This window comes from Halomonas sp. C22 (assembly GCF_007655045.1).
Classification (GTDB): domain Bacteria; phylum Pseudomonadota; class Gammaproteobacteria; order Pseudomonadales; family Halomonadaceae; genus Vreelandella; species Vreelandella hamiltonii.
In genome coordinates, this window is sequence record NZ_VBVC01000002.1 from 445764 (window position 1) to 467652 (window position 21889).

General features: G+C 58.3%; 20 protein-coding genes. 5 read left to right on the top strand and 15 right to left on the bottom strand.

The annotated features are described in order from the left end of the window. The first annotated feature begins 16 nt into the window (after positions 1-16). Positions 17-928: a helix-turn-helix domain-containing protein gene (locus FEU76_RS05310; RefSeq protein ID WP_039174921.1), complete on the top strand. Its 912-nt coding sequence runs from the start codon at positions 17-19 to the stop codon at positions 926-928. Here FEU76_RS05310 and FEU76_RS05315 read toward each other — a convergent pair. The 11 genes from FEU76_RS05315 to FEU76_RS05365 form a co-directional block, all read right to left on the bottom strand. Continuing rightward, positions 921-2372: an aldehyde dehydrogenase gene (locus FEU76_RS05315; protein ID WP_144981014.1), complete on the bottom strand. Its 1452-nt coding sequence runs from the start codon at positions 2370-2372 to the stop codon at positions 921-923. The genes FEU76_RS05310 and FEU76_RS05315 overlap by 8 nt on opposite strands. A gap of 26 nt (positions 2373-2398) precedes the next feature. Continuing rightward, on the bottom strand, positions 2399-3676 hold the full coding sequence (locus tag FEU76_RS05320; RefSeq protein WP_144981017.1) for a TRAP transporter large permease: 1278 nt from the start codon (positions 3674-3676) through the stop codon (positions 2399-2401). Further along, positions 3666-4211: a TRAP transporter small permease gene (locus FEU76_RS05325; RefSeq protein ID WP_227407223.1), complete on the bottom strand. Its 546-nt coding sequence runs from the start codon at positions 4209-4211 to the stop codon at positions 3666-3668. Before FEU76_RS05325 ends, FEU76_RS05320 begins: the two co-directional genes overlap by 11 nt. 6 nt (positions 4212-4217) lie before the next feature. Next, entirely contained in the window at positions 4218-5246 is a 1029-nt protein-coding gene (locus tag FEU76_RS05330) for a TRAP transporter substrate-binding protein (protein WP_144981020.1), read from the bottom strand. A 310-nt stretch (positions 5247-5556) separates the two neighbouring features. Further along, on the bottom strand, positions 5557-6201 hold the full coding sequence (gene pcaG / locus FEU76_RS05335) for a protocatechuate 3,4-dioxygenase subunit alpha (RefSeq protein ID WP_200885439.1): 645 nt from the start codon (positions 6199-6201) through the stop codon (positions 5557-5559). Between the two features lie 16 nt (positions 6202-6217). Then, positions 6218-6940, bottom strand: a complete 723-nt coding sequence (pcaH, locus tag FEU76_RS05340; protein ID WP_144981023.1) for a protocatechuate 3,4-dioxygenase subunit beta — start codon at positions 6938-6940, stop codon at positions 6218-6220. Between the two features lie 45 nt (positions 6941-6985). Next, entirely contained in the window at positions 6986-8155 is a 1170-nt protein-coding gene (locus FEU76_RS05345; protein WP_144981025.1) for an alpha/beta fold hydrolase, read from the bottom strand. Between the two features lie 11 nt (positions 8156-8166). Continuing rightward, entirely contained in the window at positions 8167-9369 is a 1203-nt protein-coding gene (gene pcaF / locus FEU76_RS05350) for a 3-oxoadipyl-CoA thiolase (protein ID WP_081194442.1), read from the bottom strand. A gap of 10 nt (positions 9370-9379) precedes the next feature. Continuing rightward, complete coding sequence (locus FEU76_RS05355; protein WP_144981028.1) at positions 9380-10153, bottom strand: CoA-transferase subunit beta; 774 nt, start codon at positions 10151-10153, stop codon at positions 9380-9382. After that, complete coding sequence (locus FEU76_RS05360) at positions 10153-10986, bottom strand: CoA transferase subunit A (RefSeq protein WP_144981031.1); 834 nt, start codon at positions 10984-10986, stop codon at positions 10153-10155. Before FEU76_RS05360 ends, FEU76_RS05355 begins: the two co-directional genes overlap by 1 nt. A 206-nt stretch (positions 10987-11192) precedes the next feature. Beyond that, positions 11193-12491, bottom strand: coding sequence for a class-II fumarase/aspartase family protein (locus tag FEU76_RS05365; protein ID WP_260851357.1), 1299 nt, complete (start codon positions 12489-12491; stop codon positions 11193-11195). 143 nt (positions 12492-12634) lie between these two features. Here FEU76_RS05365 and FEU76_RS05370 point away from each other — a divergent pair, with 143 nt between their 5' ends. The 3 genes from FEU76_RS05370 (at position 12635) to FEU76_RS05380 (ending at position 16265) form a co-directional block, all read left to right on the top strand. Continuing rightward, positions 12635-13585 carry an AEC family transporter gene (locus tag FEU76_RS05370; RefSeq protein ID WP_144981037.1) on the top strand — a complete coding sequence of 317 codons (951 nt, stop codon included), beginning with the start codon at positions 12635-12637 and terminating at the stop codon, positions 13583-13585. A gap of 125 nt (positions 13586-13710) precedes the next feature. Beyond that, complete coding sequence (locus tag FEU76_RS05375; RefSeq protein ID WP_144981040.1) at positions 13711-15444, top strand: FAD-dependent oxidoreductase; 1734 nt, start codon at positions 13711-13713, stop codon at positions 15442-15444. After that, a complete protein-coding gene (locus tag FEU76_RS05380; protein ID WP_039174897.1) occupies positions 15441-16265 on the top strand; it encodes a sugar phosphate isomerase/epimerase family protein in 825 nt (274 codons plus the stop codon). Before FEU76_RS05375 ends, FEU76_RS05380 begins: the two co-directional genes overlap by 4 nt. Positions 16266-16300: 35 nt before the next feature. Here the strand turns inward: FEU76_RS05380 and FEU76_RS05385 are convergent, their stop codons facing one another. From FEU76_RS05385 to FEU76_RS05400, 4 genes are all read right to left on the bottom strand, one after another. Continuing rightward, positions 16301-17104 carry an IclR family transcriptional regulator gene (locus FEU76_RS05385; protein ID WP_039174894.1) on the bottom strand — a complete coding sequence of 268 codons (804 nt, stop codon included), beginning with the start codon at positions 17102-17104 and terminating at the stop codon, positions 16301-16303. Between the two features lie 159 nt (positions 17105-17263). Beyond that, positions 17264-17710, bottom strand: a complete 447-nt coding sequence (gene aroQ, locus FEU76_RS05390) for a type II 3-dehydroquinate dehydratase (RefSeq protein WP_016915326.1) — start codon at positions 17708-17710, stop codon at positions 17264-17266. Further along, on the bottom strand, positions 17707-18573 hold the full coding sequence (locus FEU76_RS05395; RefSeq protein ID WP_039174889.1) for a shikimate dehydrogenase family protein: 867 nt from the start codon (positions 18571-18573) through the stop codon (positions 17707-17709). The genes aroQ and FEU76_RS05395 overlap by 4 nt, the downstream gene beginning before the upstream one ends. A gap of 57 nt (positions 18574-18630) precedes the next feature. Then, complete coding sequence (locus tag FEU76_RS05400; RefSeq protein ID WP_039174886.1) at positions 18631-20475, bottom strand: bifunctional sugar phosphate isomerase/epimerase/4-hydroxyphenylpyruvate dioxygenase family protein; 1845 nt, start codon at positions 20473-20475, stop codon at positions 18631-18633. Between the two features lie 409 nt (positions 20476-20884). Here FEU76_RS05400 and FEU76_RS05405 point away from each other — a divergent pair, with 409 nt between their 5' ends. Further along, positions 20885-21886, top strand: a complete 1002-nt coding sequence (locus tag FEU76_RS05405; protein ID WP_039174884.1) for a tripartite tricarboxylate transporter substrate binding protein — start codon at positions 20885-20887, stop codon at positions 21884-21886. Positions 21887-21889 lie beyond the last annotated feature (3 nt).

Below are 21889 nucleotides of genomic sequence, written 5' to 3' on the forward strand. Positions count from 1 at the left end.
GAGCAAGGGATTCAGGATGACGGCCTCTTCTACTCCACCGGTACCAGTCTTCAAGCTTTATGGTGAGACACAGCACTGGCCCACGCCGGACCTGCTGCACTGCGAGTCCATCGCGGAGCGTAGCCAGCTACATGACTGGCACATACGCCCTCACCGACACGTGGATCTTGTTCATATTCTATGGGTGCGCGAGGGGTCCGTTACGCTGGAACTGGAAGGCACGAGTCACTCATTACAAAGCGGCACGGTGATTATCGTGCCCGCCATGTCCATCCACGGCTTTCACTTTTCGCCCACTGTTCAGGGGCACATCATCACGCTGGCCAAACCCTTGGCAGACCATTTACACGCACTCATGGGTGAGCATAGCGCGCTCAGAAAAGCAGATTTCTACCCTTTGTCGTCCTCACACCAGGCGCAACGCATTACCACGCTGGTCAATCAGATCGACGAGGAGTACCAGCACCCCGCACCCTCCCGCCACAGGCTGCTAGAAGCCCTCATTCAAGCGTTGACGGTCGAGCTTTCACGCCTATGCCCCCCTGCCAATACGACGAAGCGCCCCGCTCTTCGGCAAAGCGATAAAGGGCAGCAGCATCTGGAGCGTTATCAGGCGCTGATCGAGTCGCACTACCGCAGCCAACCCAATATCGAGCATTTGGCAGAGCGGATCGGGGTGAGTAATGCGCACCTGAACATGTTGTGCCGACAGATCGCTGGCCGCAGCGCGCTGCAGCTGCTTCACGAACGCATACTGTTAGAAGCCAAGCGCCAGCTCACCTATACCAACATGACGATTGGCCAAGTGTCTGACAGCCTGGGCTTCTCTGAACCGGCTTACTTCACGCGCTTTTTTAAGCGAAATACGGCACTGTCACCGCGCGAGTTTCGGCTGCGCCAAACAGCGAGTGACGAGACGCCTAAATAGGGTAGTGACGCGGCCCCAGCTGCATCGTCATCCAGCGCAGCTCGGTGAACTCTTCGATACCCGCCTTGCCGCCAAAACGGCCGTAACCACTGGACTTCGTGCCACCAAACGGCATCTGCGGCTCATCGTGTACCGTGGAGGCATTGATATGGCAGATACCCGTTTGCAAGCGGCTGGCCACTTTCATGGCACGGGCACTGTCTCGGCTGAATACCGCCGATGAAAGGCCGTACTCACTGTCATTGGCGATGCGAATGGCCTCTTCGTCGCCGCTGACACGCATCACCGCCACGACAGGGCCAAACGATTCTTCGCTATATAACCGCATGTCGCGGGTGACACCATCGACCACGGTAGCCTGCATCACGACGCCCTCGGCCTTACCACCTGCCGCGACACGAGCACCTTTTGACACGGCATCATCCAGCAGGCCATTCAATTTCTCACCGGACTGCGCGTTGATCAATGTGCCCAGAGCATTGCGTTCATCACGCGGATTGCCTGCTTTCAAGGCCTGCGCACGAGCGGCAAACTTGTCCACAAACGCATCCGCGATGCGGTGATCGACCACCACACGCTCGGTGGACATGCAAATCTGGCCTTGATTGAAGAACGCACCAAAGATCGCGGCATCCACGGCAGCCTCGATATCCGCATCCTCCAGTACCAGCAACGGAGCCTTTCCGCCCAATTCCAGCAGTACTGGCTTCAAGTATCTGGACGCTTGCTCGGCGATGATTTTGCCCACACTGGTCGAACCAGTGAAATTGATCCGCCGCACGGCGGGGTGGGCAATCAGCGCACTCACGACCTCCGCCGCGTTATCCGGCGCGTTGGTAATCACATTGACGATACCGTCGCCAAACCCCGCTTCTTGAAGCACTTCGCCGATAAGATGATGGGTCGCGGGGCACTGCTCCGAGGCTTTCAAGATCACGCTATTGCCGCAGGCCAAGGGGGTGGCGAGGGCGCGTGTACCCAGGATGATCGGGGCATTCCAGGGTGCGATGCCCACCACCACACCACAGGGCGTGCGCACGCCCATGGCCATGCTGTCCGGCACGTTAGAGGGGATGATATCGCCCTGAATCTGGGTCGTTAGCGCTGCTGCTTCGCGCAATACATCGGCGGCCACTTTGACGTTGAACCCAGCCCAACCCACGGTAGCACCGGTCTCTTCTACCATGCGATCGATGAAGTCACCTTGACGGGCCTCCATGAGCTCGGCTGCTTTCAGCAGTTTGGCACGACGCTCGCCAGGGCCTGTTTGCGACCATGCATCAAACGCCTGGCTCGCCACGTCAGCAGCCCTCTGCGCATCGCCTGCACTTGCTGCCGCCGCCGTGGTGACAACCTCACCACTCAAAGGGTTCGTTCGGGTAAACGTGGCTTCGTGCTCTGCGGCCGTTGCTTCGCCTGCGAGCAGTAGCTGGATGGTCATCATGGTATTGGCTCCTTGTCAGCAAAGTCCTACAGCAGAAATACCGTGCTCAAGATGGGGAAAGCGATTAACAGCGCCAGACGTATCAAGTCTGAGACCACAAACGGCGCGACGCCTTTGAAGATTTCTCCTAAGCGCACATGTGGAGCCATGGCTTTGATCACAAAGACGTTCATTCCCACGGGCGGGGTCATCAGCCCCAGCTCCACGGTCAGTACGGTCAGAATACCGAACCAAACCGGGTCGATGCCCATGGCCTGAATGATCGGGTACACCACCGGAACCGTGATCACCAGCATGGCGATAGAATCCATAAACATGCCCAACACGAAGTAGAGCGCCAGAATGATGAGCACTACCACGAGCGGGGAAAGATCCAGCCCGTAAAGCATGTCCGTAATGGAAAATGAAATACGCGACACCGAAATGAAGTAACCCAGCGTTTCAGCCCCTACCAGCATGAAGAACACGACAGCAGATAGCGCCAGCGTCTCCTGCACGCTGCGCCACAGCTGAGCGCTGCGCATGCCTTTTACGAGCGCATAGATCAAGGTCGCGAATGCCCCCACACTGGCCCCTTCGGTGGGCGTAAAGGCACCAAAATAGATCCCTAGAATCATGACCAGGAAAACGCCAAAAAAGGGTACCAGGCCAGTGAGAGACACCAGCTTCTCTTTCCAGGGCGTGGGCTCCCCTGCGACCGCTAGAGAGGGACGCAAGCGCATTACGACCGAGACCGTCAACGCGTACATGACCAGGCCCATCAAGCCTGCCATAAACATATCGCCCACCGACTGCTCGGTCAGAATGGCGTAGATCAGCAGTGCAATACTGGGCGGAATCATGATCCCCAGCGTGCCGCCCGCAGCGAGCGCGCCTGTCGCCAAACCACGGTGATAGCCGTAACGCTCCATTTCTGGCAACGCGACCCGAGTCATGGTGCTGGCGGTCGCCAGCGATGACCCGGAAATCGCCGAAAAAATCCCGCACGAACCAATCGCCGAAATCGCCAATCCGCCCTTCCAACCGCCGCAAATGGTTCGCGTCGAATCAAATAGCTTACCGGCCATGCCGGAGTGAGCAGCCAGAACCCCCATCAGAATGAACATCGGTACAGCGCTGAAACTGTAGTTGGAGAGCACTTCGACCGGCACCGTTTTAAGCTGCGCAATCGCGGCATCCCAGCTAATGATGCTGGCAAACCCGACCACGCCAACCACTAACATGGTCAACGCGACCGGCACGCGCAAGATCATCAGGACCAGCAAACAACCAAGGCCAATCGCACCGATCGCTTCACTCCCCATGAGTCGCCTCCTCACCCCGGCCATAAACGATGCCTAGCAGAGCATGAAGGAAGCTGCGCACCCCTAACAACAGACTTAGCGCAGCAGCCATTTGATAAATGGGGCCCATGGGCAGTCGCAGGTCTTGCGTGGTGGTGCCATGACGGGCCGCCGCCGAAGCCGAGTCCAGCAGACCTACGAACAGGATCAACCCGAGCGCCATGAAACCAAGAAAATAGAGGCCTTGCAGGCGGTTCTTGATGGTTTGAGGCAAGCGGTGTGAAAAAGCTTCTACCACTACCTGGCTTTTCTCGACATTGGCGGCCATCGCCGCTAATAGCGCAAACAGCATTAAATAGCTGACTAACTCGACGCTTCCGGAGACCCGCAACGAAATCGCGCCTTCGGTCACACGAGCAAGATAGCGAGTACTTACGTCGGCAATCGTGACTGCCAGCAAACCAATCAGCGCGATACCGGCAACCAAGCGGCAAACAAGGGCCAGCCAATGGCTGGCCCTGTCGAGAACGTGCTGCAAGTGAAGAGTAGACGTCATGAGACCTTATCCCTGTTGGGCACCACAAGATTCGCTGGCCGCCAGAGCAGCTTCATACACCTCACGGGCTTGGCTCAAACCGCGTTCTTCCAGTTGAGTCAAATAGCTTTCAATGCCCGTTTGCAGCGGCGCTTGCCAATCCGGGTGCTCAAGGGGATTCTCGATTTCGCGGATCGTGTGACCAGCGTCGACGGCTTCCTGCTTACCTTCTACGTCAAGGCGATCAAACACTTCACCGGCCTTTTCGGCCCACTTCATGCCTGAGTTGTTGTCGATGACGGCTTGCTGCTCTGCAGAGAGACTGTCATAGGTCCTCTGGTTCATGGTGGCGACAAAAATCAGCGTATAAAACGGTACTTCGGTGTGATAACTGACCAGCTCATTCACGCGGAATCCTTTTAGACCTTCCCAAGGGAAGCTCAGGCCATCAATGACCCCGCGCTGCATGGAAGTATAAATATCTGGGGCAGGCATCCCCACCGGGCTCGCCCCCATGTTTTCGAGCATTTCTCCCGCCACGGCGGTGGGACGCCGAATGCGCAGCCCTTGCAGGTCAGCGGGCGTCTGCACGTCGGTATCAATAGTGTGGATACCGCCTGGGCCGGTGGTAAACATGAAGAGGGGACGCGTATCTTCGTACTCGGCATCCAGATGCCCCTCATCGTAAAGCGTCTGCAAGACGCAAGCCCCCTGAGTAGCCGTCGAGGCTATCCCTGGCAGCTCGACAATTTGGGAGAGAGGAAAGCGCCCTGCAGTGTACCCCTGGGCAGTGGCCCCAATATCTGCGATACCATTGGCTGCCGCTTCATAAATGGAATCGGGCTTGGCCAAAGTGCCAGCAGGAAACATCTGGATAGTGAGTTCGCCGTTGGACTCTTCGGCAATCGTATCCGCCCATGCTTGCAGAACATCTTCATTCACTCCCGAAGCACCGGGCCAGAAGTGGGCCATACGTAACGTGCTGGCCTGAACAGAGCTTGCAACAAGGCCTGTAATAGCAGCCACAAGGAGGCATTTGGAAAAATGTTTGTTCATGGGGGCTCCGGCTTATTATTGGACTATTTGTGGTTCGCATAGCGAATTCAAGTTCGCCACAACCCACACATTAGTCCACTATCCCACGTGAAGCCAATCGACATTCGTCTATGTCAAATGCGGCACAACGGTGCCATTTCATGAACAAAACCGGCGCCCTGAATACTCCTTAAAGAAACGGATATAAAAAGCACTTTGAGCAAACAAAATTGGACTTTTCAAATATTTCCGAGTTGTTATCAACATCAAAAAAAGCGCTGCGTAACAACCCGCAGCGCTTTTTCGTTAAAAGACCAGTCAACGAGGTGATTTAAAAATCAAAAAACACTGTCTCCCCCTCACCCTGCAGGCGGATATCCAGCCGGTAACGCACCTTGCCGTCCACCTCTTCGCGCTTGGCGATCAGCGTTTGGCGGCGCGCCGGTGATTCAATGCGCGATAGCACCGGACACTGGTCGTTCGCGGCCCCTTCGTCATCGAAATAGAGCCGGGTCTGCAGGTGGATATTCACCCCCCGCGCAAAGATCGCCAGGTTGATATGCGGCGCCATGCGCTGGCCGCTGGGGTGCTTTACCGCGCCGGGTTTGATGGTGGTCAACGACCACTCGCTGCCACGATCAAAGGTGGTGGCCGTGCGGCCAAAGCTGTTGAACGGCTTGCTCAGGTCATAGTCGGCCTGGTAATCGCCGTTCGCATCGGCCTGCCACGCTTCTAAAAACGCATCGCGCACCAGATCGCCGTTACCGTCAATGACGGTGCCCACCACCTCGATATGTTCACCCTGGGCGTCAGGCCTGGCCATCTCGTTCCAGATCTCTTCGTCCCGCGTCGGGTTACCGGCAGCCGCGAGGGCAAGGCCGATATGCACGTAGGGGCCAGCGGTTTGCGAGGCGGTTTCGCGCAGCATGAGTGCACTGGTCGGCTGACTATTGGGTTGAATCACAGGTTGCTTCATCCTTCGTCCCCTGACCTTATTGATTTTCAAAGAAGGTTTGCAGCTCGCCGCGTACCACAATATCAAAGCGGTAGGCGAGACAGTCCATGGGTTTGCTGTGGGCCATGTCGAGCCGCCCAATCATGGTTTCCACGGCGTCAGGATCTTTCAATGTGTGGACGATGGGACACAGCGGAATCAGTGGGTCACCCTCAAAGTACATCTGGGTAATCAACCGGGTGGAGATCGCAGGCCCCGTGACCGACACATGGATATGCGCAGGCCGCCAGCTATTCATATCATTCGGCCAAGGGTAGGGGCCGGGTTTGATGGTGCGGAACCGATAAATACCCTGTTCATCGGTCAAGCAGCGCCCTACCCCTCCAAAATGAGGATCCAGCGGTGCCAGATACTTATCGTTTTTATGGCGATAACGACCACCGGCATTGGCCTGCCACATTTCGACCAACGTGTGGGGCACGGGCTTGCCAAACTGATCGACGACGCGACCAAACAACATGATCCGTTCGCCCTGGGGCAGCCCCTGACCGTGGCTAAAGTTCATCAGCAGGTCGTTATCGTGGGGCCCCATACGCAAGTGACTAAAATCGGGGCCGGTCAGCTCGGAGACGGTAGGCTGCTGCATGCTCACCAGCGCTTGCTGGGGGGAGCGGGCAACGGAAGTCTTGTAACCCGGCGCGTAAGCGGGTGGATGCCAGCTGCGGTCGCGGGCCACAAAGCGTTTATTGTCGTGGGTCATCGCCTTTACCTCTTGTTTGAATCGATGTTTCTCATCGTCACTAGGCTACTCGCCCCAGCCCAGCTCTTTAGCGAGGGCAAAAGCGTGATTGGCTGCCGGCACGCCACCGTAAATCGCCACGTGCATCAACACCTGGCGCAGCTCGGCTTCTGTCAGCCCAATGCGTTTGGCAGTCTTCAAGTGCAGCGACAGCTCTTCACGGCCGAGGGCAGCGAGAATGCCGGTGGTAATCATGCTGCGCTCGCGGCGGGTCAAGTCATCGTTGCTCCACAGCTCTCCCCAGGCAAAGCGGGTAATCATTTGCTGGAAAGGCGTATCGAGGCTATTGGCGTTGGCGGTAGAGCGCGCTACATGCTCTTCTCCCAATACCTGTTTGCGGGTTTCCAGCCCCGTGGCGTATGCCACGCCCTGGTTCGCCACATCGCCCAGGTCCGTAGCCAGCAGAGCAAGAAGCTTTTGCGCGAACAGCACTGGGGCCTCTACCGAGGGCACGTGGCCAACGCCGTCCAGAATCTCCAAAGGCGCACCCTCGAGTTCCGTGGCCAGCGCTTTTAGTGTCGCAGGCGGGGTGGCCATGTCTTCACTGCCGCCCAATAGCTGTACCTTGACCTTTTGCCCCGAGAGCTTGCCGGTGAAGGTATCACGCCCCAGCATCTCGCAAAGCTGGGCATAGGACTCGTCGTCGCCACGCCCCATCTGGGTACACCAGCCTGCTTTAAGTGCGGGGCTTGCCTCGAACGCTGCCGGGGCGAACCAGCGCGGCACGATCTCTTGAGACATCGCCGCCAGGCCTTCCTGACGAACGCGCTCGGCCCGCGTATTCCATAAATCAGGATGACCAATCACTGCGCCAGTATTGGTCAGGGTGGCCGTCAATAATCGCTCGGCATGCGCGGCGATCAACTGCTGGCCCACCACACCCCCAATCGAGGTGCCCACGAAGTGAAAACGCTGAGCACCCGCCAGCGCAGTCAGGGCCAGCACCTCGTCGGCCAGCGCCGCCGGTGTCACCTGGCGGCCGCTCACCGCCTGGCTGGCACCGTGGCCAGGCAGATCCCAGGTCAGCACGCGGTAGCGGGGCAGCAGCGCGGGGATCACGTCATCCCATACGGCCTGGCTCATGCCCAGCGGGTGCGCCAGCACGATCAGCGGGTTCACTTCTGACCCCATCAGGCGATAGGCGACGCTGCGGCCATTGAGGGTATGAAAAGCCATGCTTGCCTCCGTTAAACGCGTTCGATCAGCGTCGCAATGCCCTGCCCCACGCCGACACACATGGTGCACAGCGCATAGCGCTTGCCACTGTTTTGCAGTTCGTGGGCCGCCGTCAGCAGTAGCCGCGCACCCGACATCCCCAGCGGGTGCCCCAAAGCGATGGCACCGCCGTTCGGGTTGACGCGTGGGTCATCGTCGGCAAGCCCCAGGTCGCGCATACAGGCCAAGGCCTGGGCAGCAAAGGCCTCGTTGAATTCGAACACATCGATATCGTCCATGGCGATCCCCGTGCGCTCGAGCAACTTCTGCACGGCGGGCACCGGCCCGTAACCCATGATGCGTGGTTCGACACCGGCGGTGGCCATGCCGATGATTTTGGCCATCGGGGTCAGGCCATGGCGTTTTACCGCGGCTTCGCTGGCCACCAGCATGGCCGCCGCTCCGTCGTTGACGCCCGAAGCGTTGCCCGCCGTGACGCTGCCCCCATCACGAAAAGGCGTCGGCAGGCCCGCAAGCTTCTCCAGCGTGGTTTCCCGCAGGTGTTCGTCCTGGTCGAAAAGCAGCGCTGCCTGCTTGCGACGCGGAATCTCGATGGCGGTGATCTCCTGGGCAAAGCGCCCGGCCTTTTGGGCCGCGGCCGCCTTTTGCTGGGAGCGCAGCGCAAAGGCGTCCTGGTCTTCCCGGGAGATATTGAACTGCTCAGCGACGTTTTCTGCGGTTTCCGGCATGGAGTCCACCCCATAGGCCTTCTTCATCGCAGGATTGATAAAGCGCCAGCCGATGGTGGTGTCTTCGATGGTCTGGCTGCGGGCAAAGGCACTGTCGGCCTTGCCCATGACGTAGGGCGCCCGAGACATGGACTCCACACCGCCCGCCAACGCCAGCTCCATTTCGCCCGCCTTGATGGCACGGAAAGCAGTGCCCACGGCATCCATCCCCGAACCACACAGACGGTTCATGGTCGTGCCGGGAACCGAGGTGGGCATGCCCGCCAGCAGCGACGCCATGCGCGCCACGTTGCGGTTGTCTTCTCCCGCCTGGTTGGCGCAGCCCATAAAGACTTCTTCGATGGCCGCCGGGTCCAGGTTCGGCGCGTCAGCCAGTACTGCCTTGAAAATCGCGGCGGCAAAGTCGTCGGGACGCACGCTGGCCAGGGTGCCGCCAAAGCGACCAATGGCGGTGCGACGGGGATGACAAAGATAAACGTCACTCATGGCAAACTCCTCATGCGCCCGCGTGGGCCCGCTCGGTGCGCGCTTTCAGCTCACGCAAGATGGTTAATTCGTGTTCGCTGGGCACCGGCGTGATCTCGAGCTGTTCGGCAAAGCGAATCTCCCAGCCGGTAGCCTCAATCACATCGTCACGGGTCACGCCCGGATGCAGCGAGACCACCACCAACTCTTTGGTGTCCGGGTCGGGCTTCATCACGCACAGGTCGGTGATCACACGGGTGGGGCCCTTGCCGATATTGGGCACGTTATCGCGCCCCTTGCCATCACGGCCAAACCCGAGCGTCGTCACAAAATCCACGCGCTCCACGAAGGCACGCCGAGAGTGCTTGAGGGTGATGAACACCTCGCCCGCATTGGTGGCAATTTCCGGGGCACCGCCGCCGCCTGGCAGGCGCACTTTGGGCTCACGATAATCACCAATCAAGGTGGTGTTCAGGTTGCAGTAGCGGTCGATTTGCGCGGTGCCCAAAAAGCCCACGTCGATCTTGCCGCCCTGCAGCCAGTAGCGAAACATCTCAGGCACGGCCACGGTGGTCAGCGCCGTCTCGGCCAGCTCACCATCCCCGATGGAGAGAGGCAGCAAGTTGGGCTTGGTTTGTAGCGTGCCGGATTCGTAGATCAGTACGACATCGGGGGCATGGGTCAGGCGCGCCAGGTTGGCCGCCTCCGAGGGGAGCCCAATGCCCACAAAACAGGTCATGCCATTTTCCAGCGCCCGCGCGGCGGTCACCGACATCATTTCAGAAGAGGTATATTCCAGACTCATCAGGCTTGGCCTCCTGCGGGATTGCTGGCAGTACGGTAAACGTTGTCATCGAGCCACTGGGTAAAGGTATCCCGGTCACGGGCAATGGCATCCCACTCTTTATAGAAACGGTTACTACGCCCGTAGTAGCCGTGGGTATAAGAGGGCAGCGCCCCTTTTTCGGCGACGGCAATCGCGCTGATCGCCCAGCTGGGGATCACACAGGCATTCGGGTGTGCGTTCAGGTCATCGACGATCTCTTCCACCGTGACGATGCTCTGCCTGGCCGCCAACACGGCTTCTTTCTGCACGCCGACGATTCCTTCCACCAGTACATTCCCCTGCCGGTCGGCCCGCTGCGCATGGATGATGGAAACATCGGGACGCACGGAGGGCACGGCGGCCAAGCGCTCGCCGGTAAAGGGGCATTCGATGAACTTGATCTGCTCATTGACGCTGGGTAGCTCGCTCCCCACGTAGCCACGCAGCACGGCCAGCGGCAGGCCAGCGGCCCCTGCTTCGAAGGCGCAGGCCATGGCGGCGTGGCTATGCTCCAGAATCTCGACCTGATGCGGCCAGCCTTTCTCAACGGCATCGCGCAGGCGATGCAAGGAACCCACGCCCGGGTTACCGCCCCAGGAAAAGATCACTTTCTTGGCGCAACCCGCCCCTATCAGCTGGTCGTAGATGATATCTGGGGTCATCCGAATCAGCGTCAGGTCGCGCTTTTTCTGGCGGATCACTTCGTGTCCTGCCGCAAAAGGAATCAGATGGGTAAACCCTTCCATGGCCACGGTAGCGCCGTCCTGGACGTAGCGCGCTACCGCGTCATGCAAGCTGAGAAACTCGGCCATTGTTGGTTGCCTCTTCACTGGACGTTGGCGTACTTATTCGTATTGGCGTACTGACCCGCCGTGTTCGTCAAACGAACATAGATTCTACATACGAACAAGTTACTGTCGAACGATAATGGGGTCAAATGGCTTCTTCAATGAATAACGCACGAGCATGACTGAGGTCGCACCTGAAAATCCAAAAAAACATAATTAATAACAATATCTTATTGAGACAAAAGCCAACCTCTCGCCCGCACCACCTGCTCCTCGCTGCTACCAAGGTATAAAGCTGGGTCACATACCCTACTCAGCTCTTCAGGTTTCAGGTGATGGTTAACGTCAGGATATTCGAGCAGGACTTCCGCGTAGGGCCGCGCCTGAAGACGGGAGGTTTCTGCCGCTTCAGCACTCAAGGCCTTCGCGCGCTCAGGCCCGAGACAAGCCGTCAGCAACTTCGCCACGGGCTCTGCCATGATGCCGCCGCCCGTCGCCAGCAAGTTGCGCTGCATGCGCACTGGATACACCTCCAGCCCTTCGAGCAACACCACCAACTGCTCCAGCGCGCCTTCCGTGAGCAGCGCGCTTTCGATGAGCGGCGCCCATTCGGCATGCCACTCCCCCAGCCCCCTCTCCAAAGGATGGGCGGCAGCATTCAACAGCACCGAGGCGTGACCATGTACCTGGCGTGCAGCCCCGCGGATCAAGGCACTGCGTACGGGGTTGCGTTTATGGGGCATGGAAGAGGACTCTCCCATGCCGGGGGCAGAAGGCTCAGCGACTTCGCCCACTTCCGTTTGGGTCAGCAGGGAGACATCCAGCGCTACCTTTTCTGCAGCGCCGACGACGGCATCCAGGGCAGTGCCAAGTGCGTGAACAGGGTAACGATCGGTATGCCAAGGCAGCGTTGGGGCTGCCAAACCGAGATGCGTTGCCAACGAATCCATCCACCCAAGGCCCTGGGCATCCCAGCCAGAGTGCACTCCCACGGCACCCCCAAACTGCACAGGAAGCTCGATGGCCCCCAAACGACGGCGGGACCGCTCCAGACCGACGGCCCAATGCGCGACTTTTACCCCAAAGGTCATGGGCAGTGCCTGCTGCATTAACGTTCGACCGACCATTGGCGTTTTTGCATGGGCCTCCATCAGCGCCAGCGCCGCTGCACGGCACCGCAGCAGTAGCGTATCCATGGCCGCTAGCCGAGGCTTCAGCAGGAGCATGATGGCTGAATCGACCACATCCTGACTCGTGGCGCCTACATGCCAGTAACGCTTCAGATCATCGGATAAACGCTTTCGCCCCTGCTTGACGAAAGGTATCGCCGCATTGCCGCCGCTCGCGATACCCGCAGCCAGCTCATCCAGATCAAACGTCGCGTTTGCTAACGCCTCACGCATTTCCTGGCTCACCCCAGGCGGAATGGCACCGCTCTCCTCTTGCACCTTGGCTAGCGTAAGCTCAAAGGCCAACATGGCCTGTAACATGGCCGAGTCATCGCAGGCATGGAGGCCGTGCTGGCTCATAAACGGATGTTTTAGAAATGCGGAAGGCATATCGACCTCGCTGTTTGAAAGAATAGGTAGCGTAAAATAAACAAACGTACAATTGTTCGCATTTCGAACGCCATGCTAAATTGGTCTGACATTGACCGCCAATCCGAGATCCTATGCTCGCCATTCTGACTATTACCTTGCCCATATTTTTACTCATCAGCACGGGTTATATCGCCCGCTGGAGTGGGGTGATTCAGCGTGAGCAGATGCAGGGAGTCACCATTTTTGTGCTCTACTGTGCACTGCCTGCTCTGATCATCAGAGCGTTGACCCAGCACCCGCTGGAAGAGATTTTTCAGCTCAATTATCTGATCGCTTACGGAATAGGCTCTTTGCTGATCTTTGGGGGGGCTCTACTGGTGACCTGGCGGTATCAGCACCAACCACCTCATGTCAGTTCGATACAAGCACTCGGCATGGCAGCGGCCAATAGCGGCTTTGTTGGCTACCCCGTGGCGGCGATGGTCATCGGGTCACCTGCGGCGGTGCTGCTGGCGCTGAACATGATCATCGAGACATTGCTGATCATCCCTATGGCGATCATTCTCGCAGAGATGACGACACAACAAGGGAGCAGTGCATGGAAAACCGTCAAGAAGACGGTATCAAGCCTCGCTAAAAACCCCGTACTCGTCGGCTTGTGTGTGGGTATTTTGCTGGCGGTGACCGGTGTCACCATTCCTTTGCCACTGAGGAAAGCCATTGACATGCTGGCCAATGCAGCAGGCCCGGCCGCCCTGTTTGTGATCGGGGGCACTCTTTTTGGCCTGCAGATCAAAGGCATGGCGCGAGACGTGAGCCAAATCGTGATCGGCAAACTCATCCTGCACCCCTTGGTCATCCTTATCGTCTTTTTGCTGGTACCCGGCATCGAGCCTATTTATCTCGTAGGGGCACTGCTGTTCTCGGCAGCTCCGATGATCAGTATCTACCCACTGCTAGGGCAACGCTATGGCCTGGGGGGTATCAGCGCTGCAGCAATGCTGGTAGCCACTGTGGCTTCCTTTTTTACCCTTAGCCTCATTCTCTGGCTGGTCAGCCTTACCCCCTGGCTAGCACTCTGATAAAGCGTCTCGTGCGTATTGCAAACAGGGTCGTTCTCCCCTAGATTAACTGGAATAATGTTCTAATTTTGAATATTGATCTGCTTTATATCGCCATGGAGCGCCATGTTCTGCAAGGGGACGAGATGACCAACCGTACGCATGATGTAGACCTTATCGTGATAGGGTCAGGCGCCGCCGGACTATCCGCTGCGGTAACGGCGGCCTATCACGGCCTGAGCGTCATCGTTGTCGAAAAAGCCGACACGCTTGGCGGTGCCACGGCATGGTCTGGCGGCTGGATGTGGGCGCCTCTCAACCCGCTCGCCAAGGCCGCGGGTATTCATGAGGACGCCGACACTGTCCGGACCTATCTGCGTCATGAGCTAGGGGAGCGTTACGACGCTGCCAAAATCGATGCTTTCCTGGCAGCCTGTCCACAGATGGTGGCTTTCTTTCATGAGAAGACGGCTCTCCAGTTTGCGGATGGCAACGCCATTGCGGATATTCATGGCGATACGCCCGGGGCGGGCACGGGGGGACGCTCCGTCATCGCGGCGCCCTTCGATGGCAGAGCGCTCTCCCCCCCGACGCTAAAAAAGCTGCGCAAGACGATGCCCGAAACAGCGTTTCTCGGGATGCCTATTCAGGCAGGCGCCGATCTCCGCGCCTTTTTGACCGTGACCCGTTCAGTCAAATCGTTTTGGCACGTTAGCAAACGCTTTACCCGGCATGTGTGCGATATGGCGCGTTATGGGCGAGCCATGCAGTTGGTCAATGGAGTCGCACTGATCGGCAGGCTGGCCAAGTCCGCCGAAGCGCTGGGGGTGGACATGTGGGTTTCCTCGCCTGCCAGGCGCCTGGTCACGTCAGGTGGGCGCGTTAGCGGCGTGGTGATTGAGCGTGATGACCAGGAAATCACGCTCAACGCACGCCGGGGTGTCGTGCTGGCAGCGGGTGGGTTCCCATGGGATGTCAGCCGCCGGAAGACGCTCTTCCCCCGAACGCCGACCGGTCAAGAGCACTGGCCTCTGCCACCGCCCTCCGCCAGTGGAGACGGTTTGCGGTTAGGCGAATCGGTCGGCGGTGCCGTCGATACCAGCCTCTACTCTCCCGTGGCCTGGGCGCCGGTGTCGCTGGTGCCCAAGGGCAACGGCAAGGTCGGCCACTTTCCTCATATCATTGACCGTGCCAAACCCGGGGTCATTGGCGTGCTCTCCAACGGGCAGCGTTTCGTTAACGAGGCGGCGGGATATTACGACTATGTAGATGCCATGATCAAAACGGCCCCTGAGGATGAGCAGCCCTGCTCGTGGCTGGTCTGCACTCACCGTTTCCAGCGTCGCTATGGGCTGGGCATGACGCGCCCAGCCCCCGTACCGTTTCGCCACTGGATCAAGAAAGGGTATCTGAAGCGTGGCAATACCCTGGAAGCGCTTGCGCGGGAATGCGGCATCGACCCAGCGGGGCTGGCAAAAACGGTCGCCGACTACAACGTGCATGCCCGCCAAGGTGAGGACCCCGCGTTTGGCCGTGGTACGACACCCTACAATCGCAAGAACGGTGACCCCGACCACACGCCCAATCCATGCGTTGCGCCGCTTGAAAACGGCCCTTTCTATGCCATCAAAGTCGTTCCCGGCTGTTTTGGTACTTTCGCGGGACTCACGACAAACCCGCAAGCCCAGGTTCTGAACCCGCAGGGGGTGCCCATTGAGGGTCTGTATGCCGCCGGGAGCGACATGGCCAGCATCATGGGCGGCCACTACCCCGCAGGGGGTATCAACCTTGGCCCCGCCATGACCTTTGGCTATATCGCGGGCCAGCATGCTGCCTCGCCTGCCCGTTCCCTTTCCTCCAACACCAAGCCCATACCATGAACTCACATCCGTTTTCTCTTGCCGCCCTGACGGTACTTGAGCTATCACCCCCCGATATGGTGGAGGCGGCGGCCCGTGCCGGATACGACTACGTCGGTCTGCGCCCGATCCCTGCCACGCCAGAGGAGCTGAATTACCCCCTGCTCAGCGACACGAGCCTGCTCAAGCAGACCTGCCGTCGCCTGCGGGATACCGGTATCAAGGTAGCCGACCTCGAAATTCTGCGTCTCAAGCCACACACCCATGTCATCAATGATTTCAGCCGCTTCATGGAAGTGGGAGCCGAGTTGGGCGCCAGCGAGATTCTGGTCGCGGGCAACGACGATAACCATGAGCGTCTGAGAGAGAACTTTGCCGCGCTATGCGAACTGGCACAGCCGTTCGGTCTCTACCCACATCTGGAGTTCATGCCCTGGACGGGCGTCAAGAACCTCAAGGAAGCACGCCATATCGTTGGTGACGTGCGTCAGGCTGGGCACCGCAATGCTTGCCTGCTGGTGGATGCCTTCCATCTGGATCGCTCACGTAGTCGCCTCGAGGAGCTGGCAGAAGTGCCGCCGGAGTGGATGCGTTACGTCCAGCTCTGCGACGTGCCAGGCCCCATACCCGAAAGCATGGATGACATCCTGCATGAAGCACGCTGCGAGCGCCGCTTTCCCGGCGATGGCCATGCGGATTTGAAAGGGTTGTTGAAGGTCATTCCTCCCCACATACCCTTGAGCCTGGAAGTGCCGACCGATGCATTACGTCGGCAAGGCGTCAGTGCCTTGGAGCGCGCCCAAATGGCACTCGATAAGGCTCGCCGGGTAGTCAGCCCATGAGCCAGCACGGCTCATCTGGCGCCTATATATCCACCTCAAAGCTGCGATGCCGTGGTAGGACGGCCCAGCCGTAACAGGGAGGAGGCCGAGGTAGAGGCCGCCAGTTCATTGGCTACCTCTATCAAAGTGCTGCCCAGCGCTTCCATCCGCTCAGGGGTAAAGCGGATACTTGGCCCGGCAATACTGATGGTTCCCATAGTGGTATGACCTGCACGGCAAACGGGTGCCGCCATGGCATTCATACCCGGGGAAAAGGTCTCCACGGTGGTGCTGAAGCCCCGCTCCCGCGTCTGCTTCAAGGCCTCCAACAGTGCTGTAATGGTGCTGGGTGCATTAGGGCCGTATTCATCTACATTACCAAAGCCCTGCGCTGCCACCAGTTCAAGAGCAGCCTCGTCACTCAAAGTGCTTAACCAGGCAAGCCCCGAAGCGCTACACGACAGTTTGGCCACTGCCCCCATATCAGGATCGTAACGCAGGCCACGTGTGGCACCCTGCGCTTTGGCCACCCACGTCAAGCTACGTTCATCGACCACCGCGAGACGCACCAGCTCGCCACTGATCTCCGCTAACCGGTCGATCAATGGCTGAGCGGCATCCAGAATCCCCATTTCACCAAGGAAACCAAGCCCCATCGAGGTGAGCTTGGTGGTCAACATATAGTCTCCCTGGTCGCGCACCTGACGCACATAGCCATATCGTGCCAAATCACTCAATAAGCGGTGCGCAGCACTTTTGGGCATACCCACGCGCTCTGCAATCATCGCCAGGGGGAGTCCTTCAGCTTCTTTTGCAAGCAACTCAAGAATCCCTAGCGTGCGTTCCATGACGCCAGCCATCTCTGTTCCTTTTAGCAAAGAGGGGAAAGGCTACTAGCTTGCCACATTGTCCATTTAACGTGGTGAAATCCATCATCAAAACCGGACGCAGCCCCACAACGACACGAGCCGCCTTTCCAGGCGGCTCGTCATCAAAGCGCGATATGGCTCCCGCGAGTGTTACTGATCGGCAGCTTTCATCACCGCGTCCAGGGCCGCCTGGTAGCCTTGTGTGCCCAGCCCGGCAATCACACCATCGGCCCGCAGTGAGACATAGGAGTGGTGGCGAAAGCGCTCACGCTTGTGCACATTGGAAATGTGCACTTCAATCACCGTGCCCTCGAAGGCATTCAAGGCATCCAGGATAGCCACAGAGGTATGGGTGTAAGCGGCAGGATTGATAATGATCGCCTGGGTGCCATCGAGGCGTGCAGCGTGGATGGCATCGATCAGGGCGCCCTCGTGGTTGCTCTGCAGGCAGTTCAGCGTCCATCCCGCCATGACCGCTTTTTCACGCAGCGCGTTATTGACGTCTTCCAGCGTCTCGTAGCCGTAGATTTCCGGCTGCCGGGTGCCCAGCAAATTCAGGTTGGGCCCATGCAGGACAAGCACTTTAGCCTGGCTCATGCATCATTCTCCTTCAGCAATTGGCGGCGATAGTGGGCAAATAGCGTGGCCGATTGCTGCGCTGCTGCCTCGCGTTTGGCGTCATCTTCACAAAAAAACTTGAAGGCGTCGACGCCTTGAAAGACGAACAGGCTGACACCGCTTACTACCGCAGCACCGACCTGCTTCGCCGCCGCAATAAACTCGGTGACGGCGGGCACGTACACCGCGTCAAAGATCCAATGGCGTGCCTCTACCAACTCGGCGGGTAGCGGGCAGCCAGGGCTTTTTTCGTGACCAATCGGTGTACAGTTCACCAGCCCATCACAAAGCGGCACGGTCTCTGCCAACTGTGCCGGAGCAATGGTCGAAGCGGTAAATCCTTGCTGCTGAAGTTCCTTGGCCAATTGATGCGATTTGGCGTCATCCAGATCCATCAGAATGACTTCACTTGCCCCCAGTTGGCCCAAGCCAAACGCGACGGCCTTGCCGACACCTCCAGTGCCCATCAATAGTACCCGGCCTGGCTTACGCTCGCCCAGGGTGGCACGAAAGCCACTCATGAAGCCGGTGAAGTCAGTGTTCTCAGCGATGATGTCACCGTTCTCAAAGACCAGCGTATTGGCAGCGCCCACCATTCGTGCGCCGGGAGAAGACCGGGTTGCCAGTTTGACGGCCGCTTCTTTCCAGGGAAAGGTGACATTCACGCCGCGATAACCCGCCGCAATGACTTTTTCTACCTGGCTTTCCAAGGATTCGATCGGCTGCTCGTTGGCATCGAACAGGTCATAGGTGGTGGGAATGCCGGTGAGCTGTCCCAGCCGCACGTGCAAATCCGGCGAACTGGAATTCATAATTGCCTTGCCGATAAGGCCAAGTTTCATGGGTATCCTCCCGCGCGGCACCCCTGGGTGCCGCCGATATATAATGTGCTCATTGACCTAGCGCTGGGCTGCCTGGGCGGCAAGACGAATGCCCGCATTGGCAGCTCCGAACTGCTGGTAACCACCGCGGCGCTCCACAATTTCGAAGAAGAAACGGCCGGAAAACGTTTCCGTATAGGCATGGAAGAAGTCGCCCTCTTCATTGCGATCGAACAGGATGTTTCGCTTGCGCATGGCCTCCAGCAGCTCTTCTTCGAGCCCATAGCGGGCATCGAGGTCGTCATAATAGTTTCGGGGGATCTTCAGCAGCGGCAAGCCACGGGCCTGCAGCTCATCGACCGTAGCAAAAATATCACCACTCTCGAAGGCAATCTGCTGCACGCCACCACGAAACTCACTCAGGAAACGTCCTGGCTGGGTGTCCTGCGCCTGTGAAACCGTCAAGGGAATGCGAATGCTCTGCTCTGGGCTAATCACCGCCTGACTGATCATCATGCCTCTTGGGTCGATGATTTCGTTCTCCGACGCAGCGCCAAAGCCGAAGACGGTACGGTGGAAAAGCTGCCAGCTCAGCAGCTGTGTCGCGGGGAGTACGTAAGAGAGGTGGTCGACTCGGATGAGGCCAGCCTCGTTACGGCTCTCCTGATCGAACAGCTCAAAGTCGGTTCGCCACTGCAGATCGTCGGCCGCCTGATCGTCCACCAGATACACCAGGCTACCTTCTATGCCGCGCAGTGCCGAGATCTCCATCTCGCCTTCGCCCACTTGGCCCCGGAATGCCTGCGCCTTGAACGCTTTCGCGCGTGCCAGGCCGCGCTCCACATCGTCCACACGGAATCCCACGGCACACACTGACGTGCCGTGCAGGAGCCGAAAGGTATGCGCGAAACTATCCGTTTCGAAGTTGAGCACCAGGTGGATATCCCCCTGTTTCCACAGCTCGACGTTCTTGGAGCGGTGGCGCCCGACATGCCGGAAGCCCAGGGCATTAATGAACTCACCTAACGGGGCAGCGCTCTCTTCATCCAGCGTAAACTCGATGAAGTGAATGCCGTTATAGCGGGGGGCGGGGGGAATATGGCTGGCCCAGGGCCCGTCCTCAATGAGATTTTCCAAAAGGATCAACGAGCGCAGCCCATCCAGCGCGGTAATTTCTGTGGGCGCTGCGCGAAAGGCATCACTAAATATTTCGAGTGATAAAGGGCCGTCGTACCCTGTCTTGGCCAGCTCCTGCATGAAGGCCTTCAAGGGCAAACGGCCCTGACCCGGGAAGCAGCGGAAATGTCGGCTCCACTGGAGCACATCCATATCCAGCAAGGGCGCATCGGCCACCTGCACAAAAAAGATTTTTTCTTTAGGAATCTTACCGATGGTCGATAGCTCGTGGCCCCGAGAGAGGATATGGAAGCTATCCAGCACGATTCCTAAATGCGGGTGATCCGCACGCCGAACGATTTCCCAAACATCCCGATAATCAGAAATGTGGCGGCCCCATGCCAGGGCCTCGAAACCGATGCGGATATTGCGAGCGGCTGCCAAATCAGCCAGTTCGCGCAAATCCTGGACGACTCGGTCCATATCGTCGATGGCTTGAGGCGACACATTACTGCACACCAGAAGAAAGTCGGTTCCCAGCTCCTCCATCAATTCGAACTTGCGCTCAGCGCGTTTCAAATTACGGCTGCGCTGGGGCTCTGGCATTGCCTCGAAATCGCGAAACGGCTGAAAAGCCACAATGGCAAGCCCAAGACGTTCACATAGCGCTTTTACTTCACTGGGTGAGCCATCGAAAGAGAGAAGGTCATTTTCAAAGATCTCGACACCCTCGAAACCTGCCCGGGCGATTGCTTCCAGCTTGGTTCTCAGGTCGCCACTCAGGCAAACCGTCGCGATTGAGCGCATGTTGTCCTCCAGGGTGATGTCCATTTGCCATGCGAATGACACCACAAACCATTGGGTTAGTTGTCATTGAGCGCCGATGACCCATTGTTCGCATAGCGCCCTTTAGTTCGCATTATGCACCACAAGATGGGGGGGATGGCAACTACACATAAGCGTATGCATCTCGGCAATAGAATAGAGCAGAAATGCCGTTAAATGCTTGCCACGCTTAAGTAGACGCTTCTAAATAGTGAGGCGCTTGCTCCTTGAAAGCAGGCCAACGCCTGTATTACACCTTGGTCTTATTCACTGGGTTGTTGATTGACAGCATCACTGGCGACCACTAGTGTTCGCCTTAAGCACTTTAGTTCGCCCTGCGAACCCTGGCTACATTGACAACGACTAATATAATAATTTTGGAGGATGCAACATGACAAAGCCAGCCATATCCCGTATTGCTCTGGCCATCGGCGCGCTTTCAATTGCTGGCGGCGCTTTGGCCGACTACCCTGAGCGCAATATTCAGGGCACCATCCAGTGGGGCGCGGGTGGTGCGACCGACAATGTCATCCGAAGCCTGACACCACATGTCGAAGAGATTCTTGGCACCAGCGTCATCCTCACTAACCGTGCAGGAGGTACCGGTGTCATCGGCATGAACCATGTGATGCGCCAACGCCCTGACGGTTACAACCTACTGTTCGGTGCCGAGAACCCTCAGCTTTATCCGCTCATGGGCCTGGCCGACTTCACCTATGACGACATGCACACGGTCAATATCATTGGCCAGGGTCTGGTGGTGATCGCGACGCATCCCAACAGCCCCTTCGAAACGTTCGAAGAGCTTTTAGCATACGCCAACGATAATCCAGGCGAGCTCCGTATGGGCGGTACCGGCGCAGGCGGCTTGCCGAGCACCATTCATGCCATGATCAATGCAGTCGGCGACCTGGATGTGCGCACCGTCACGTTTGCAGGTGATGGCCCTGGCGTTACCGCGCTACTGGGTGAGCATATCGACTTCATGCCGTTGAGCTTGTCCGCCGTGGCAGAGCAGATTCGCGGCGGCAGGCTGAAAGGGTTGGCCGTGCTCAATGCGGAAGAGCTGGACAGCCTGCCTGGCGTTCCGCCTATCACCGAAGCACTCCCGGAGATCGAGTCGTTCCTGCCGTGGGGGCCGTTCTGGGGCGTATTCGTACACCAGGATACACCTGACGATATCAAAGCGACTCTGGAAGAGGCCTACGAGCAAGCCGTGGCCAGCGACGGCTTCCAGGAGTTCCTGACGAACTTCGGGGGAGAGCCCCTGAACCTGAACGGTGAAGAGGCACAACAGTACCTGGATAGCTGGCAGTCGGTGACCGCATGGTCAATGTTCGATGCAGAAGCCGTGGAAACCTCCCCAGAGGAGTTGGGCATTCCCCGCCCCTAGCAT